General features: G+C 63.9%; 9 protein-coding genes and 2 pseudogenes. 5 read left to right on the top strand and 6 right to left on the bottom strand.

Annotated elements, in window-relative coordinates; translation table 11 throughout:
- Positions 1–32 precede the first annotated feature (32 nt).
- From B0G74_RS14280 to B0G74_RS14270, 3 genes are all read left to right on the top strand, one after another.
- Complete coding sequence (locus B0G74_RS14280; RefSeq protein WP_132375401.1) at positions 33–2,018, top strand: DNA topoisomerase IV subunit B; 1,986 nt, start codon at positions 33–35, stop codon at positions 2,016–2,018.
- A gap of 64 nt (positions 2,019–2,082) precedes the next feature.
- Positions 2,083–4,407 carry a DNA topoisomerase IV subunit A gene (parC, locus tag B0G74_RS14275; protein WP_132375400.1) on the top strand — a complete coding sequence of 775 codons (2,325 nt, stop codon included), beginning with the start codon at positions 2,083–2,085 and terminating at the stop codon, positions 4,405–4,407.
- A gap of 231 nt (positions 4,408–4,638) precedes the next feature.
- Positions 4,639–5,097, top strand: coding sequence for a CopD family protein (locus B0G74_RS14270; RefSeq protein ID WP_012432243.1), 459 nt, complete (start codon positions 4,639–4,641; stop codon positions 5,095–5,097).
- A 104-nt stretch (positions 5,098–5,201) separates the two neighbouring features.
- On the opposite strand, the pseudogene B0G74_RS14265 reads toward B0G74_RS14270, so the two are convergent.
- The 6 genes and pseudogenes from B0G74_RS14265 to B0G74_RS14240 form a co-directional block, all read right to left on the bottom strand.
- Positions 5,202–6,409 (bottom strand): annotated as a pseudogene (locus B0G74_RS14265) (chromate transporter).
- Between the two features lie 167 nt (positions 6,410–6,576).
- Positions 6,577–8,933 (bottom strand): annotated as a pseudogene (locus B0G74_RS14260) (EAL domain-containing protein).
- Between the two features lie 496 nt (positions 8,934–9,429).
- Positions 9,430–10,320, bottom strand: a complete 891-nt coding sequence (locus B0G74_RS14255) for a PhzF family phenazine biosynthesis protein (RefSeq protein WP_132375399.1) — start codon at positions 10,318–10,320, stop codon at positions 9,430–9,432.
- A 166-nt stretch (positions 10,321–10,486) separates the two neighbouring features.
- Positions 10,487–10,951 carry a RidA family protein gene (locus B0G74_RS14250; RefSeq protein WP_132375398.1) on the bottom strand — a complete coding sequence of 155 codons (465 nt, stop codon included), beginning with the start codon at positions 10,949–10,951 and terminating at the stop codon, positions 10,487–10,489.
- Positions 10,952–11,039: 88 nt separating this feature from the next.
- Positions 11,040–12,236, bottom strand: coding sequence for a PLP-dependent aminotransferase family protein (locus B0G74_RS14245; RefSeq protein ID WP_132375397.1), 1,197 nt, complete (start codon positions 12,234–12,236; stop codon positions 11,040–11,042).
- 72 nt (positions 12,237–12,308) lie between these two features.
- Positions 12,309–13,010, bottom strand: a complete 702-nt coding sequence (locus B0G74_RS14240; protein WP_132375396.1) for a VOC family protein — start codon at positions 13,008–13,010, stop codon at positions 12,309–12,311.
- Positions 13,011–13,273: 263 nt separating this feature from the next.
- On the opposite strand from B0G74_RS14240, the gene B0G74_RS14235 reads away from it, so the two are divergent.
- Together B0G74_RS14235 and htpG are read left to right on the top strand one after the other, a co-directional pair.
- Complete coding sequence (locus B0G74_RS14235) at positions 13,274–14,728, top strand: PLP-dependent aminotransferase family protein (protein ID WP_132375395.1); 1,455 nt, start codon at positions 13,274–13,276, stop codon at positions 14,726–14,728.
- 180 nt (positions 14,729–14,908) lie between these two features.
- Positions 14,909–16,807 carry a molecular chaperone HtpG gene (gene htpG, locus B0G74_RS14230; protein WP_132375394.1) on the top strand — a complete coding sequence of 633 codons (1,899 nt, stop codon included), beginning with the start codon at positions 14,909–14,911 and terminating at the stop codon, positions 16,805–16,807.
- Positions 16,808–16,823 lie beyond the last annotated feature (16 nt).

The following is a 16,823-nucleotide window of genomic DNA, read 5'->3' as shown; positions in this document are numbered from 1 at the left end:
GACAACGATGAACCGACGCACCCGAGTCAACCATGTCTACGAAAAAGCCAAACGCCGCGTATAGCGAAGCGTCGATCAAGGTGTTGAAGGGCCTGGAGCCGGTCAAGCAACGGCCCGGGATGTACACCCGCACCGAGAATCCGCTGCACATCATTCAGGAAGTCATCGACAACGCGTCGGACGAGGCCCTCGGCGGCCACGGCCGGCAAATCACGGTCACGCTGCACGCGGACCATTCGGTCTCGGTCGAGGACGACGGCCGCGGCATTCCCTTCGGTCTGCATCCGGAAGAAGGCGTGCCGGTCGTCGAGATCGTTTTCACGCGCCTGCACGCGGGCGGCAAGTTCGACAAAGCCGCCGGCGGCGCGTACACGTTCTCGGGCGGCTTGCACGGCGTCGGCGTGTCCGTCACCAACGCGCTGTCCACGCGCCTCGACGTCACCGTGTGGCGCGACGGCAAGATCGCCGAACTGAGTTTCGCCAATGGCGACGTCGCCAAGGAACTCGAAGTGCGGGCCGCCGCGAAAGGCGACAAGAAATCCGGCACGCGTGTCACCGCGTGGGCCAATCCCAAGTACTTCGATTCGCCGAACCTGCCGCTCGGCGAACTGCAACGTCTGCTGCGTTCGAAGGCCGTGCTGCTGCCCGGCGTCGAAGTCACGCTGATCAACGAGAAAACCGGCGAGCAGCAAACCTGGAAATACGAAGACGGTCTGCGCGGCTATCTGCTCGAAGGCATGAACGGCAGCGATCTGCTGATTCCGCTGTTCGAGGGCGAGCGCTATGCCGAAAACTCGCGCGCGAGCGAAGAGACGTTCGCCGAAGGCGAGGGCGCCGCATGGGTGGTCGCGTGGAGCGAGGAAGGTACGCTCATGCGCGAGTCGTATGTCAACCTGATTCCGACGCCCGCGGGCGGCACGCACGAATCCGGTTTGCGCGACGGTCTGTATCAGGCGGTGAAGAGTTTCGTCGAGTTGCACAATCTGCAGCCGAAGGGCGTCAAGCTGCTCGCAGAAGACGTGTTCGCGCGCGTGTCGTTCGTGCTGTCCGCGAAGGTGCTCGATCCGCAATTCCAAGGGCAGATCAAGGAGCGCCTGAATAGCCGCGACGCGGTCAAGCTGGTGTCGTCGTTCGCGCGGCCGGCGTTGGAGTTGTGGCTGAATCAGCACGTCGAGCACGGCAAGAAGCTCGCCGACCTCGTCATTAAGCAGGCGCAGGCGCGCACGCGCGCCGGGCAGAAGGTCGAGAAGCGCAAGAGTTCGGGCGTCGCGGTGCTGCCGGGCAAGCTGACCGATTGCGAATCGACGGAAATCGGCCGCAACGAACTGTTCCTCGTCGAGGGCGACTCGGCGGGCGGCTCCGCGAAGATGGGCCGCGACAAGGAATATCAGGCGATCCTGCCGCTGCGCGGCAAGGTGCTGAACACGTGGGAAACCGAGCGTGACCGCCTGTTCGCCAACAACGAGGTGCACGACATCTCGGTGGCGATCGGCGTTGATCCGCACAGCCCTGACGACAAAGTCGACCTGTCGAATCTGCGCTACGGCAAGATCTGCATTCTGTCGGACGCGGACGTCGACGGCTCGCACATTCAGGTGCTGTTGCTCACGCTGTTCTTCAAGCATTTCCCGCAGCTGATCGAACGCGGACATGTGTGCGTGGCGCGTCCGCCGCTGTTCCGGGTCGACGCGCCCGCGCGCGGCAAGAAGCCGGCGCAGAAGTTGTACGCGCTCGACGAAGGCGAACTCGAAGCGATTCTCGACAAGCTGCGCAAGGACGGCGTGCGCGACACGCAATGGTCCATCAGCCGCTTCAAGGGTCTCGGCGAAATGAGCGCGGAACAGTTGTGGGACACCACGATGAACCCCGACACGCGGCGCCTCTCCCCGGTGGCGCTCGGCGAACTCGACTACGACGCCACGGTCGCGCGCATGACGATGCTGATGGGCAAGGGCGAAGCGGCGTCGCGCCGCAGCTGGCTGGAAGAAAAGGGCAACGAAGTAGAAGCGGATATCTGAGCGCTTTTTAAAGCGCACTCACTCCGCACGAAAACTTCACGCCAAACACGGATACGGAATCTAGATGGACGACGATAACACTCTCGACCTTTTCACCGAGCCGCCGCCCCCTGAGGGCGACTTTCTCACGCTCGGCAACTACGCGGAACGCGCGTACCTCGACTATGCGGTGAGTGTGGTCAAGGGCCGCGCGCTGCCGGATGTGTGCGATGGCCAGAAGCCGGTGCAGCGCCGCATCCTGTTCGCGATGAACGACATGGGTCTGTCCGACAACGCGAAGCCGGTCAAGTCGGCGCGCGTGGTCGGCGACGTGCTCGGTAAGTATCACCCGCACGGCGACCAGTCCGCGTACGACGCACTGGTGCGTCTCGCGCAAGACTTTTCGATGCGCTATCCGCTGATCGACGGTCAGGGCAATTTCGGATCGCGCGACGGCGACGGCGCGGCGGCAATGCGGTACACGGAAGCGCGCCTCACGCCGATCGCGAAGCTGCTGCTTGATGAAATCAACCAGGGCACGGTCGATTTCATGAAGAACTACGACGGCGAGTTCGACGAGCCGAGGTTGTTGCCGGCGCGCTTGCCGTTCGTGCTGCTGAACGGCGCGTCCGGCATCGCGGTGGGTCTGGCCACGGAAATCCCGTCGCACAATCTGCGCGAAGTCGCGGGCGCCACCGTTGCCATGATCCGCAATCCGAAGATCACGCACGCGGAATTGATTCAGCACATTCCGGGTCCGGACTTTCCGGGCGGCGGCCAGATCATTTCGAGCGAAGCGGAAATCTCCGCGGCGTACGAATCCGGCCGCGGCAGCCTCAAGGTGCGCGCGCGCTGGAAGATCGAAGAGCTCGCGCGCGGCCAGTGGCAACTGGTGATCACCGAACTGCCGCCGAATACGGCCGCGCAGAAAGTGCTCGAGGAGATCGAAGAGCAGACCAATCCGAAGATCAAGCTCGGCAAGAAGGCGCTCACGCCCGAACAGTTGCAGACCAAGCAGACCATGCTGGCGCTGCTCGACGCGGTGCGCGACGAGTCCGGCAAGGACGCGCCGGTGCGTCTCGTGTTCGAGCCGAAGTCGAGCCGCATCGATCAGACCGATTTCGTCAATACGCTGCTCGCGCATACGAGCCTGGAATCCAACGCCTCGCTGAATCTGGTGATGGTCGGTGGCGACGGCCGGCCGCGTCAGAAGGGCTTGAGCGAAATCCTGCACGAGTGGATCGCGTTCCGCTTCGCCACGGTCACGCGCCGCACGCGGCATCGTTTGTCGAAGGTCGACGACCGGATTCACATCCTCGAAGGCCGGATGATCGTCTTTTTGAATATCGACGAGGTCATCCGCATCATCCGCGAATCGGACGAGCCGAAGGTCGCGTTGATGGCCGCGTTTGGCCTGTCCGATCGTCAGGCCGAGGACATTCTTGAAATCCGGCTGCGTCAGTTGGCGCGGCTCGAGAAGATCAAGATCGAGAAGGAACTCGCCGAACTGAAAGACGAGAAGGCCAAGCTGGAAGAACTGCTCGGCAGCGAATCGGCGATGAAGCGCCTGCTCATCAAGGAAATTGAAGGCGACGCCAAGCAGTACGGCGACGAGCGCCGCACGCTGATCCAGCAGGAAAAGCGCGCGACGTTCGAAGCGCGCGTGGTCGATGAACCGGTGACGGTCGTCGTCTCGCAGAAGGGCTGGGTGCGTGCGCTGAAGGGCCACGGCCTGGACGCGGCGGGCTTCACGTTCAAGGCCGGCGACGGCCTCTATGCGGCCTTCCAGTGCCGCACGCCGGACACGCTGGTCGCGTGGGGCAGCAACGGCCGCGTCTATTCGGTCGCGGTGGCAATGCTGCCGGGCGGCCGCGGTGACGGTGTGCCGGTCACGTCGCTGATCGAACTGGAGTCGGGCAGCCATCTGATGCATTACTACGCGGCGTCCGCGGATCAGGCGTTGCTGCTTGCTTCGAGCAACGGCTTCGGCTTCGTCGCCAAGGTCGGCGACATGGTGAGCCGCGTGAAGGCCGGCAAGTCGTTCATGACGATCGACGCCGGCGCCGCGCCGCTCGCGCCGATGCCGATGTTGCCGGACGCGACGCACATTGCGTGTCTCTCCTCGGGCGGGCGTTTGCTGGTGTTCGGCCTCGACGAGATGAAGACGCTCTCGGGCGGCGGCCGCGGCGTCACGCTGATGGGCCTCGACGACAAGGAAACGCTCGTGCAGGCGCTGGCCATCAATAACGCGGGTGTCGTGTTGATCGGCACGCGCCGTGGCGGCCGCGTCGACGAAGAAAAGGTGAGCGGCGCCGCGCTCGCGCCGCATATCGGCAAGCGGGCGCGCAAGGGCCGCGCACCTGAGAGCAAGATGAAGCTCGAAGGCATGCGTCCCGTGCTGGCCGTTTAACAAAGCTTGATGCTGAAACACGGCAAGCGTCTGCTAGCATGCGGGCGCTTGTCGTGCGTAGTACAAAACCGGGGAGCAGCATCGCCATTGCGGTGGGCATGCTGCGATAACAACTACAAAAACGGCGTGAAAGCCACGAATGCCATGGAACTGCGTGCATAGCGCGCGGTCGAATGCGCTCAATAGCCGCTCGTTATGCGCGGTGTGGCGTCGTCGGGAGAGGAAAACAACATGAACAAGGCTATCGAACTCGCGCTCTTTCTCCATCTACTCGCGGTTGCCGTGTGGGTAGGTGGGATGGTGTTCGCGCATTTCTGTCTGCGCCCGGCAATTGCCGATCTCTCGCCTCAATTACGCTTGCCGTTGTGGGAATCGGTGTTCGGCCGCTTCTTCAATTGGGTCGCCGCCTCCGTGCTGGTGATACTCCTCACCGGCGGCTTCCTGCTGATGCAATTCGGCGGTGGGCATGCCACCTGGCCGCTGCATGCCATGGCCGGCCTCGGCATTGTGATGATGCTGATCTTCGGGCACATCCGTTTCGCCGTGTTCCCGCGCATCCGCCGCGCAGTGCAGGCGCAAAAATGGCCGGATGGCGCGCGGGCCGTCGGCACGATCCGTCGTCTGGTGCTGATCAATATCGTGCTCGGCGTGGTGACGATCGGCGTCGCGGTGCTGTCGCGCGGCTTCTAAGATTTTGCAATTGCCCGTTTGAAGTCCGATCGCCGCGTGGTGACACCGCCGCGCGGCGCACTCTTGAAGCCTCGCCACCATCGAGCGAAGCGCCGCTGCGCCGTCTAGATCAGCGCGCCATATGCGAGCCACAGCCCGCACACCACCGCCACCGTCCCGTACACCACGTACACCGGCACCTTCAGCTTGGCGAAGCACATCGCGGAGAACAACGCGGTCAGCAGATAAACCGGTTTGAACGGCACATGCGCGGCAATGCGCAGCACGGCCACCGCGAGAAACGCGGTGGTGACGGCGCGCAGGATCCGCATGCCGTGCTCGAAGCGCGGATTGGCCTTCAATTGATGCAGATGCCGCTGTGCCAGCACGACGAGGCACCCCGACGGCACGAATAACGCGAGCGTGGCAATCAGCGCGCCCACCCAGCCATCCACCAGATAGCCGAAGAACGGCACCACGTTCAACAGCGGCCCGGGCGACAGCGGCGACAGCGAGAACGCCAGCGTGAAGTCGTTATCGGAGACGCCGATCGCCGGCGTGACGAACAGCGTCTTGAGCACCGGCAACGCCGAGAAGCCGCCGCCGAACAACGTCATGCCGGCACCCGCAAGCCGCGGCCACAGGAGCGCCAGTTCATAGCGATGCGGCAACGGCATCGCGAACAACACGAGAAACACGCTCAGGGCGGTCAGCATCTGCCAGTCGCCACGCGCGAACGACACGACGACGCGCGAGTTCCGAACCGGGCTCACCAGCCAGCCGGTGCCGAAGGCCGCCCCGAGCATGACGACATAAGCGGCCGGACTGCGCGCATAGAAGAGCGCGATGCAACGAGCACCGCCGCGCCCCATTCGAGTTTGCCGCGCACCAGCGCGCGCGTCTGTTTGTACCAGGTGATCGCGATCAGCGTGGCCAGCACGACACTGAAGTGATTGAGCAAGGTTTGCGAGGCGGCGGCGCGCACGAACGGCGTGCGATAGAAGATCGCGAACAATGTCATCAGCATGAAGAAGGGCAGCACGCTGGCAATGCCCGCGACCCAGGCGCCGGCGCGTCCGCGCAGCGCATGTCCGAGTTGCACGGCGACATTGCAGCCTACCGGGCCGGGCACCATCCAGGCGAGTGCGATCAGATCGGAGAAAGCGACGCGCGAGAGGCGTCCTTCGCGTTCGACATAATGGTTTTCAAGTTGCGCCATGAGCGCGAGGCCGCCCCATGACAGCGCGGACAGGCCGAATACGACCCGAAACAGCGTCCATAGCGGTTCCCGTTCACCTCGTCGGGCAGCATCCTGGCTCGTGATCATCTGCATGGCGCCACGAGCGCCCGGCACGCGGGCGCTCGTCCTTTGAGATCATCGTTTAGTGGTTTTGACGCGGCCGGCGGGCGGCATCGCGCTGTGATGCAGTACAGCGAGAATGTAGCCGGTTTTGCGGCGCTGCGGGTAGATGACCCGTGACGATCCGCTGCGTGCGCCGCTCAGGTGTTGGTGCTGGACACGCTGCTGGCGCTGTCGGCTTCGTGCGCGGTGCGGCGGCCCGTCATGCCGCAGACGCCGAAGCGTTCGAGCAGCGCCGGAATCGCGTCCACCGGCACCGGACGCGAGAACAGGAAGCCTTGCGCCTCGATATGGCCGAGCGCGGCGAGCCACGCGATCTGCTCTTCGGTCTCCGTGCCTTCAACCACCACCGTGAGCCCGAGCGAACGCGCCAGATTGACGATCGCGGTGACCATCACGCAGACGCTGCGGTCGCCCGGAATTGCCTGGATGAACGAACGGTCCACCTTCAGCGTATCCACCGAGAAGCGGTTCAGGTAGGACAGCGACGAATAGCCGGTGCCGAAATCATCGAGCGCGATGCGCACGCCGAGACGCTTCAACGCGAAGATCTTCTCCGAGACGAGTTCGGGATACTCCATCATCGCCGTTTCGGTGATTTCGAGCTCGAGGCGGCGCGCGGAAATGCCGCTTTCCTCGATGGCGTGCGAGATCGTTTCGTACAGGTCGCCGCGCCAGAATTGCACCGCCGAGATGTTCACCGCGAGCGACAGCGTGTCGTAGCCCTGTTGCTGCCACAGCGCGAGTTGCCGGCAGGCGGTCTCGATCACGAAGTCGCCGATCGGCACGATCAGGCCGGTCGATTCGGCAACCGGAATGAACTCGTTGGCCGGAATCAAAACCGTGCTGCGGATGATTCCAGCGCACCAGCGCCTCGAAGCCGGTAATGCAGCGGCGCGTCAGATCGATCTTCGGCTGATAGGCGAGGAACAGTTGCCCTTCGGCGAGCGCGACGCGCAACTGCTGTTCCCACTTCATCAAATGATCCGCGCGATGCGACAGTTGCGGCGAATAGAATTGATAGCAGTTCTTGCCCGCGTCTTTCGCGCTGTACATGGCGAGGTCGGCTTTTTTTCAGCAGGTCGATCTCGCTTTCGTTGGTGACGGAGTAGAGCGCAATGCCGATGCTCGCATGCAGCACGAACGAACTGCCGCGCACTTCGAACGGCTTGGCGAACGCTTCGGCCGCGGCTTCGGCGAGCGCGACGGCGCGCTTCTCGACGTCGTCGCCCTTGATCACGACGACGAACTCGTCGCCGCCGATGCGGCTCAACGCGCCGCCTTCGCCGACCGCGGTGGCGAGTCGCGAGGCCGTCATTTGCAGCACGATGTCGCCGGCGTTGTGGCCGAGCGTGTCGTTGACGGTCTTGAAGTTGTCGAGATCGATAAAGAGAATCGCGAGGCGGCCGAGGTTGGCCTGCTGCGCCACGTCGTGCCGCAGCGTTTGCAAGGTCGCGTAGCGATTGCGCAGACCGGTGAGCAGATCGTATTCGACCAGATGCGTCATCTCGCGCTCGCGGCCGAGCAGTTTGCCGATCAGGCCGGTGGCCACGGCGAAGAAGCTCAGCATGGCGAGCGAGATGAAACCCGCCATTAGCAGATAGACGTTGCGTGTGTGGTTGTAGTCGGCGAATTCTTCGGCTTGCGAGAGACCCACCAGCACGCCGAGCGGATAACCGTCGATATGCCGGTACGACACGATCCGCGTGACGTTGTCGATCGAATCGATGTAGGTGCCCGACACATGCTCCGAGGTCGGATACGAGCCGCTCGCCGAGAACGCGCCGTTGGCGGTTTCGGCGCTGCCGGTGCGCCGCGCGAGCACGGTGCCGTTGTCCGAGATCACCGCGATCACGCCTTCGCGGCCGATGGCCGCGTTGTTGTAGAAGTCGGTGGTGAAATAGCTGGGATCTTCGGAGACCACCACGACGCCCGCGAACGAGCCGTCCGGATGATTCAGACGCCGCGTCATCTGCAATGTCCAGTGACCGGACACGCGACCGAGCACCGGCTTGCTGATATACAACTGGTCGTCGTTCTCGTGTTCGTGGACCTTGAAGTGTTCACGGTCGGATAGATCGATGCGCCTGGGATTGAGTTCGGCGGTGTTGGCGATCAGCGTGCCGTGCTCGTCGATCAAGGACACCTGCACCAGCGTCTCGCTTTGCACTACGCCTTTTTCCACTGTGCTGGCGAGATCGAAATGATTCGGCGTCTTCTCGAACTCGAATTTGACAAAGCGGGTGATCTGATCGACCTGGTGAATCGCCTTGACCGTGTGCTGCTCCAGCGCCGCGGAGAGAATCGCAGCAGAGGCCATGGCTTCACGATAAGTGGCTTCTTTCTCGACCGACAGACGCGCGAAGATCACGGTCCAAAGCAGGATCAGGACCAATACGCCGAGCGCGGGAATCGCGAGCAAAGCGCGCCGGCGCGACACTGCGGGATCGCGCCGTGCTTTGGCTTCGCGCTGGTCGGAGAACCGGGATTGACTCATCGGGCGGCCCGTGCGTGGGTGCCGGCCGGTTGCAAACGAACGAGCGTCGACTGCGCTGATTTCATGAGTGGCTGCATGGTGACCAAGGTGCCGGAACTGCTGCGCAGAAGAGATAAGCGTGGCGCCGTGCCTGACCATCCGCAGGTCATCGGGTACGTCTCGATATTACTTAATGCCACTGGATTAAGGAAGAGGCCGGGCATCGGGTATACGAGGGCGCGGCAAGCTGCCCGGTGCGGCGATTTTGACACCCCGTCCGGCCAATCTTGAGGCGGCCGCTGCGCTGTCGTGTTCGAGTATTTCATCGGGAATCGGCGGCGAGGCGCGCCGGCATTCAGGTGTGCCAGGCCTTTAACAGGCCTCTTCCAATGCAAGGCGCATTTAATCGCGCAAACGATGCGGCGTTTTGTGGTCAAGCGCGGCCAGGCAGGGCGAACCCTATGCCGCCTTCTTCGGTTGCATGCCTGACACATGAACGAGGCAAGGGGCGTGCCGATCAGGGCAAGCGAAACGTGCCGTCGACAATCGTCACCGACGGGCCGCCGATCCATGTCTTGCGGCGTGCGTCGTCGTAGTGCACGGAAACCTGGCCGGCTCGGCCCAGCGCGGTGCCTTGACGGGCTGAATAGTGCGTGCCCGGGCGCAACTGCTGGGCGCTCAGCAGGCCGGCGAGCGCCGCATTGGCGCTGCCTGTCACAGGGTCTTCACCGATGCCGAAACTACCGCCGGCCATCAGGCAGCGTACCTCGAAAGTGGCCGGGCCGCCGGCCTCGTGCGGGCCGTAGACGGCGAGGCCATGCGTATTGACCGAACGCACGATGTCGGCTAACGCGGCGGCATCGGGTTCCAGCGCGAGGCATTCACGCGCCGAATTGACGCGCACCACGAGCCACGGCGCACCATTGTCGACCGCGCAGGGCGTCGCGCTGAAATCGATCGCGTCGCTACGTAAAGCCGTAGAGAGTGCCGCGTAGCGATCCTCGGCAAGCGGCGTGACTCGCGCGGGCGGCGCGGCGAAGGCCCATGCGCCGTCCGCTCCCGGCAGCGCCTCGAGTTCGACGAGTCCCACGCCGCATTGCTGCACGAGTTTGCCGGCCTGCTTCGGCTGATAGCCGCTTTCGCGCAGCGCGTGCGCGGTGCCGAGCGTCGGATGACCCGCGAATGGCAGTTCGCCATGCGTGGTGAAGATGCGCACGCGATAGTCGGCGGCCGGGTCGGTCGGCTTGAACAGGAAAGTCGTTTCGGACAGATTGGTCCAGTGGGCGATGGCCTGCATCTGATTCGCATCGAGTGCATCGGCATCGAACACGACGGCAAGCGGATTGCCTTTGAACGGCACCGACGTGAACACGTCGACTTGTTTGAAACGGACAGTGTGAGCGGGCATCGGGCGCGGTCCAGCGAATCAAACGGATGGATAGGGTTGGCGGATTCTATCCGTTGACGGCGGAACGATCTACCTCGCCACAAATGCAAAACGCGCCGCGGGTGGCTGACACCTCGCGACGCGTTCCTGTTCCGCTGCGCCGGATGGACCGGCAGCGTCGACTGCGTTACTCGACTTCGGCGATCATCTCGATCTCGACGCACGCGCCGAGCGGAATCTGGGCGACGCCGAATGCCGAACGCGCATGCTTGCCGCGTTCGCCGAACACGTCGGCGACCAGTTCGGACGCGCCGTTGGTGACCAGATGCTGTTCGGTGAACTCGAGCGTCGAGTTGACGAGGCTCATCAGCTTGACGATGCGCGTGACGCGGTTCAGATCGCCGACATGCGCGTGCAGCGTGGCGAGCAGGTCGATGGCGATCGAGCGTGCGGCGGCTTTGCCTTCCTCGGTCGTGAGGGTGGCGCCGAGCTTGCCGGTCCACACCTTGCCGTCCTTCTTGGCGATATGTCCGGAGAGATACACCGTGTTGCCGCTTTGCGCGCTCATCACATATGCGGCAGCCGGTGCGCCGGCGGTCGGCAGTTCGATGCCCAGTTCCTCGAGCCTGTCGTAAATATTCGTTTGAGCCATGGTGTGTCCTTCGTCAGTAGTGGAATTCGCTGGATGCGGGCCGGGCGAAAATCGCGCAAACCGCGCGCAAACAAGCGCGCGGCAGCGTCTAGATTTTCGCGCGGATCAGCGCGCCGAGACGCGACACGCCTTCGTCGATTTTGGCCGGCGGCACCGTCACGAACGACAGGCGCAGCGTGTTGTGTTGCGCTTCGCTCGCGAAGAACGGACCGCCCGGCACGAACGCGACGTTCTGCGCGACAGCTTCTTCCAGCAGCTTCATGCTGTCGATCTGCGCGGGCAGATTCACCCACACGAACATGCCGCCTTCCGGGCGGTTCCAGCTTACGCCTTCCGGCATGTAGCGTTCGAGCGAAGCCAGCATGGCCGCGCATTGATTGCGATACAGTTCGCGGATGGTCGGTACGTGCGTGTCGAGGAAGCCGTCCTTGATCACTTCGTACACGATGCGCTGCGTGAAGCTCGGCGTGTGCAGATCCGTGGCTTGCTTGGCTTGCACGAGTTTGAAGATCAACTCTTCCGGCGCGATGATGTAGCCGACCCGCAGGCCCGGCGCCAGCACCTTCGAGAAAGAACCGAGATGGACGATGTGGTCAGGCGCCATCGACAGCATGGTGGGCAGCGGTTCGCCCGCGTAGTCGAGCGCGCCGTACGGATCGTCTTCGATCACCGGGAACGGCGCGGTCTTCGCGAACTCGGCGAGCGCGCGACGGCGTTCGACCGGCAGGCGGCGCCCCGTCGGGTTCTGGAAATTGGGTTGCGCGTACAGGAGGCGCGCGCCGGCCGTCAGTTCGGGCGTGAGCCCTTCGGGGACGAGGCCTTGTTCGTCGGTCGGCACTTGCACGTAGCGCGGCTCGTACATGGAGAACGACTGCAGCGCGCCGAGGTAGGTCGGCGTTTCGACCAGCACCGGGCTGTCCGGACATACCAGCACCTTGCCGAGAAGGTCGAGCGCCTGCTGCGAGCCGGTGGTGATCAGCACCTGAGTCGGACGAATCTGCGCGCCGTTCACCGAATAGCGCTTCGCGACCCATTCACGCAGCGGCAGAAAGCCTTCGGTCGCGCTGTATTGCAGCGCCGCGGCGGGTTCGTCGCGCAGAATGCGGTCCGCTGCCGCGCGCATGCGTTCGGCCGGGAAGGTCGCCGGCGAAGGCAGGCCGCCCGCGAACGAAATGACTTCGGGCCGCTCCGTGACCTTCAGAATCTCGCGAATCGCCGAGCTCGTGAGCTTGCGTGCGCGTTCGGACAATTGCCACGTGGGGGCTTTCAAGTCGCTTTGGTCCATGGTCTCCTCTGCTGGTACTGGAACCGGTCAAAACTTCAATTATCGCGCGAGTTGGCGACCCGCGCGCGCTGCTTATTTAAGGGTCCGTAGACCGTCGGGTGTTTCAAATTCGGCGCTGAGCGCCGGGGCGCCTTCCGTGGGCTGCAACTCGATCAGATGCGCTGCGCCGAGCCAACGCAGTTGCGCCGCCATAGTATCGGCTTGCGGATGCGCGCCTTTCAAGGCTTTCAGCGAAATCTCCGTTTCCGGCAAGGCCGTGGACGGATGGTTCGTCGTATCCCACTGGATCAAGGAGGGCAGCACGCCGTCGCCGATGCCTTGCCAGGCGGGGAACGCGCCGTCGTCGGGTACGGTCAGGCTCCACGTGAAATCGCCGCGCGTCATTGGCACGACAGGTGGAATGCGCTGCGGATACTGCGCCTGCCACGTCGGCAGGTGTTTTGGCCGCTCGACCCGGGCGACCCAGTGCGACAGATACGGTCCGTTTTCGAGCCGCGCGTGCGTTGCCGGGTCGTCGAGGGCAAAGAGGCGCGGGCGTGGCGCGCCGCCGTCGGCCGGCGCAGCGGCCAGCGACGCCGCCTGCGGATCGACCGCGATCACTTCCAGATACACGCCGCCCCACAGATTCAGCAGACGGTTGTGCGTGCGCATCAGCGGATGCGCGCCGCCGCCGGCCGGTGCGACGCCGAGCGTATCGGCGACGTACTGCGTGCCCTCGTCGAGGGTGCGGGCGGAAATGACGAGGTGATCGAGGCGGAGCGAATGAGCAGTCATGACGGATCGGGGAAACGGTTTCTGCGGTAAACCGGAGCGTGCCGGGTGTCGCGGCAACGCTGCCGGGGCCGTAAGCATAACCGTTTGCCGGATCGGCGGGCCATGCGGATGGATGTTCGGCAGGGTTTTGCCGGAGAGCGCCTGGGCGTGGTGAGGCTTGCCGTGCCGCATTCCATCCTTTACTGATCTCAAATGTAACGACGCCGACCGGCACAGTAACGGTACAATCCATTCGATACTGTTCGGTACAGTTGGAGCCCGTCATGTCCGTCCCGCTCGCCCAGATTCCCGCCCCGCACGACACGGCGTCGCTGACGCTGGTCGAGCAGCTCGTCCAGTGGGCGCGCCGCCGCATCGAGGAGCGCGTGTTCCGCCCCGGCATGCGCATGCCGTCGATCCGCAAGCTCGCGCTCGACAAGGGCGTGTCGCGCTTCACCGTGGTCGAGGCGTATGAACGGCTGGTGGCGCAGGGTTTTCTGGAGTCGCGGCGCGGCTCCGGGTTCTATGTGCGCGAGCGGCTGGGCGCGTCGGCCAGCACCGAGATTCATCCGCTTACCGAGGCGGCGCCGGCGCCTGCCACGATCGACGTGGTCTGGCTGCTGCGCAACATGCTTCACACCGGCGCGCGGCCCGAGCGCAGTCCCGGCCTCGGCTATCTGCCGGCGCGCTGGCTCGACGGCGACCTGATCACCAATGCGCTGCGCACGCTCGGCCGGCAAAGCGGCGCGCAGATGCTCGGCATCGGCACGCCGCTGGGTTTCCTGCCGCTGCGCCAGCAATTGCAGACGCGGCTCGAGGAACTGGAGATCGGCGCATCGCCGGATCAGATCGTGATGGTGTCCGGCATCACGCAGGCCATCGACCTGATCTCGCGCATCTACGTCAAGCCGGGCGATGCCGTGATCGTCGGCGACCCGGCGTGGTTTCAGATGTTCGGGCGTTTCGCGTCTCAGGGCGCGCGGCTGGTCGGCATGCCGTACACGCCGGACGGCCCGGATCTCGACGCGCTCGAGTCGCTCGTGCAGACGTGGCGGCCGAAAATGCTGGTGATCAATTCGGTGCTGCAAAACCCGACCGGCACGTCACTCACGGCGGCCCAGGCGTTCCGCATTCTGCGTCTTGCCGAAGCGTACGATTTCATCGTCGTCGAGGATGATATTTATGGCGATCTATGTCCGCCGAGCTATCCGGGCACGCGCCTCGCGAGCCTCGACCAGTTGAAGCGCGTGATCTACCTCGGCAGTTTTTCGAAGACGCTCGCGCCGAATCTGCGGGTCGGTTTCGTCGCCTGCGCGCCTGAAGTGGCCACGGCGGTCAGCGACCAGAAGATGCTGGTCGGCATGACGAGCCCGGAACTGAACGAGCGTGTGCTGTACAAGATCCTGACCGAAGGCCACTACCGGCGGCATGTCGAACGGCTGCGTGTGCGGCTCGACGGCGTGCGCGAGAAATCCGTGCGGATGCTGGAGAAGACCGGCCTGAAGCTGTTCCTGACGCCCATGGCCGGCATGTTCCTGTGGGCCGACACGGGCGTCGACGCCGACGCGCTGGCGGCCGCCGGCCACGAAGCCGGTTTTCTGCTGACGCCCGGCAGCCTGTTTTCCCCGCAGCAGTCGTCGACCACCTGGATGCGCTTCAATATTTCCAACTGCGGCGATCCGGAGCTGGCAACCTTTTTGTGCCGTTATCTCGACAGCGTGGCGCGCCGCGCCTCTTGAAACCGCGCCGGCTTGCCCCCAATTACGCGGACAATCCGGCGGCCGGCGCATCCGGCGGCCGGCGCTTCGGCCCAGCGGCGGCGGCCCACCGGCGTTCCGCCGGCGGCAAGCCGGCAGGCCGCAACGAACGGCGCCGCGCCTGACTTGAACCCCCATTCGCAACAGAGAGGAAGTCCGACCATGGCACAAGAAACCATGAGCTTTCAGGCAGAAGTGAAACAGCTTCTGCACCTGATGATCCATTCGCTGTACAGCAACAAGGAAATTTTCCTGCGCGAGCTGATTTCGAACGCGTCCGACGCGGCCGACAAGCTGCGCTTCGAAGCGATCGAAAACAGCGCGTTGTACGAAAACGATCCGAACCTGCGGATTCGCGTGTCGTACGACAAGGCCGCGCGCACCATCACGCTCGACGACAACGGCATCGGCATGAGCCGCGACGAAGCGATCGCCAACCTCGGCACGATTGCGCGCTCGGGCACCAAGGAATTCTTCGGCAAGCTCTCGGGCGACCAGCAGAAAGACGCGGCGCTGATCGGCCAGTTCGGCGTGGGCTTCTATTCGGGCTTTATCGTCGCGGACAAGATCACGGTCGAAACGCGCCGCGCCGGTTTGCCGGCCTCGGAAGGCGTGCGCTGGGAAAGCGCGGGCGAGGGCGACTTCGCCGTCGAGCAGATCGAGCGCGCCGCGCGCGGCACGACCATCACGCTGCATCTGCGTGCGGATGAAGACGACCTGCTGTCGTCGCATCGTCTGAAGTCGATCATCCAGAAGTACTCCGACCACGTCGCGCTGCCGATCCTGATGCAGAAGGAAGAGTGGGACGCGGAAAAGAGCGAGATGGTCACCAAGGACGAGGACGAGACCGTCAATCAGGCCAGCGCGCTGTGGACCCGCGCAAAGAACGACATCACCGACGAACAGTACAAGCAGTTCTATCAACATCTCTCGCACGACCATCAGGATCCGCTCACGTGGACGCATAATCGCGTGGAAGGCCGCAGCGAGTACACGCAATTGCTGTACGTGCCGACCCACGCGCCGTTCGACATGTTCAACCGCGACTATCGCGGCGGCCTGAAGCTGTACGTGAAGCGCGTGTTCATCATGGACGACGCCGAGCAACTGCTGCCGGCGTATCTGCGCTTCGTGAAGGGCGTGGTCGATTCGGCGGATTTGCCGCTGAACGTGTCGCGCGAAATCCTGCAGGAAAGCCGCGACGTGAAGGCGATCCGCGAAGGCGTGACCAAGCGTTCGCTGTCGATGCTCGAAGAACTGGCCAACTCGGATAACGAGGCGGACAAGGAAAAGTACGCCGGTTTCTGGAAGGAATTCGGCCAGGTGCTGAAGGAAGGCATCGGCGAAGACTTTGCCAATCGCGAGCGGATCGCGAAGCTCGTGCGCTTTGCGTCGACGCATACGGACACGCCGGAGCAGACCGTGTCGCTGGCCGACTACGTCGCGCGTATGAAGCCCGAGCAGACCAAGATCTACTACGTGACCGCCGACACCTGGCAGGCCGCCACCCACAGCCCGCACCTCGAAGTGTTCCGCAAGAAGGGCGTGGAAGTGCTGCTGCTGACCGATCGCGTGGATGAGTGGATCCTGTCGTTCCTGAACGAATTCGAAGGCAAGCCGCTGCAAAGCGTGGCGCGCGGCGATCTCGATCTGGGCGCGCTGAACGACGAGGAAAAGCAGGCGCAGGAGAAGGTCGGCGAAGAGTTCAAGCCGCTCGTCGAGAAAATGAAGGAAGCGCTGAAGGACAAGGCCAAGGACGTGCGTCTCACGTTCCGCCTGACCGATTCGCCGTCTTGCCTCGTTGCCGACGACGGCGAAATGAGCGGCTATCTGCAACGCATGCTCAAGGCCGCGGGCCAGCAAGCGCCGTCGTTCCATCCGATTCTCGAAGTGAATCCGGAGCACGCGCTGGTGAAGGGCTTGCATGCGGACAGCGCGAACTTCGACGACTGGTGCCATCTGCTGTTCGATCAGGCATTGCTCGCCGAAGGCGGCGCGCTGGACGATCCGGCGAGCTTCGTGAAGCGCACCAATGCGCTGCTGCTGGCGCGCGCGAATTGAGCGTGGGTCGAGTTTG

Source organism: Paraburkholderia sp. BL9I2N2 (assembly GCF_004339745.1).
Taxonomy (GTDB): domain Bacteria; phylum Pseudomonadota; class Gammaproteobacteria; order Burkholderiales; family Burkholderiaceae; genus Paraburkholderia.
This window is presented reverse-complemented; position numbering and strand designations above follow the sequence as displayed.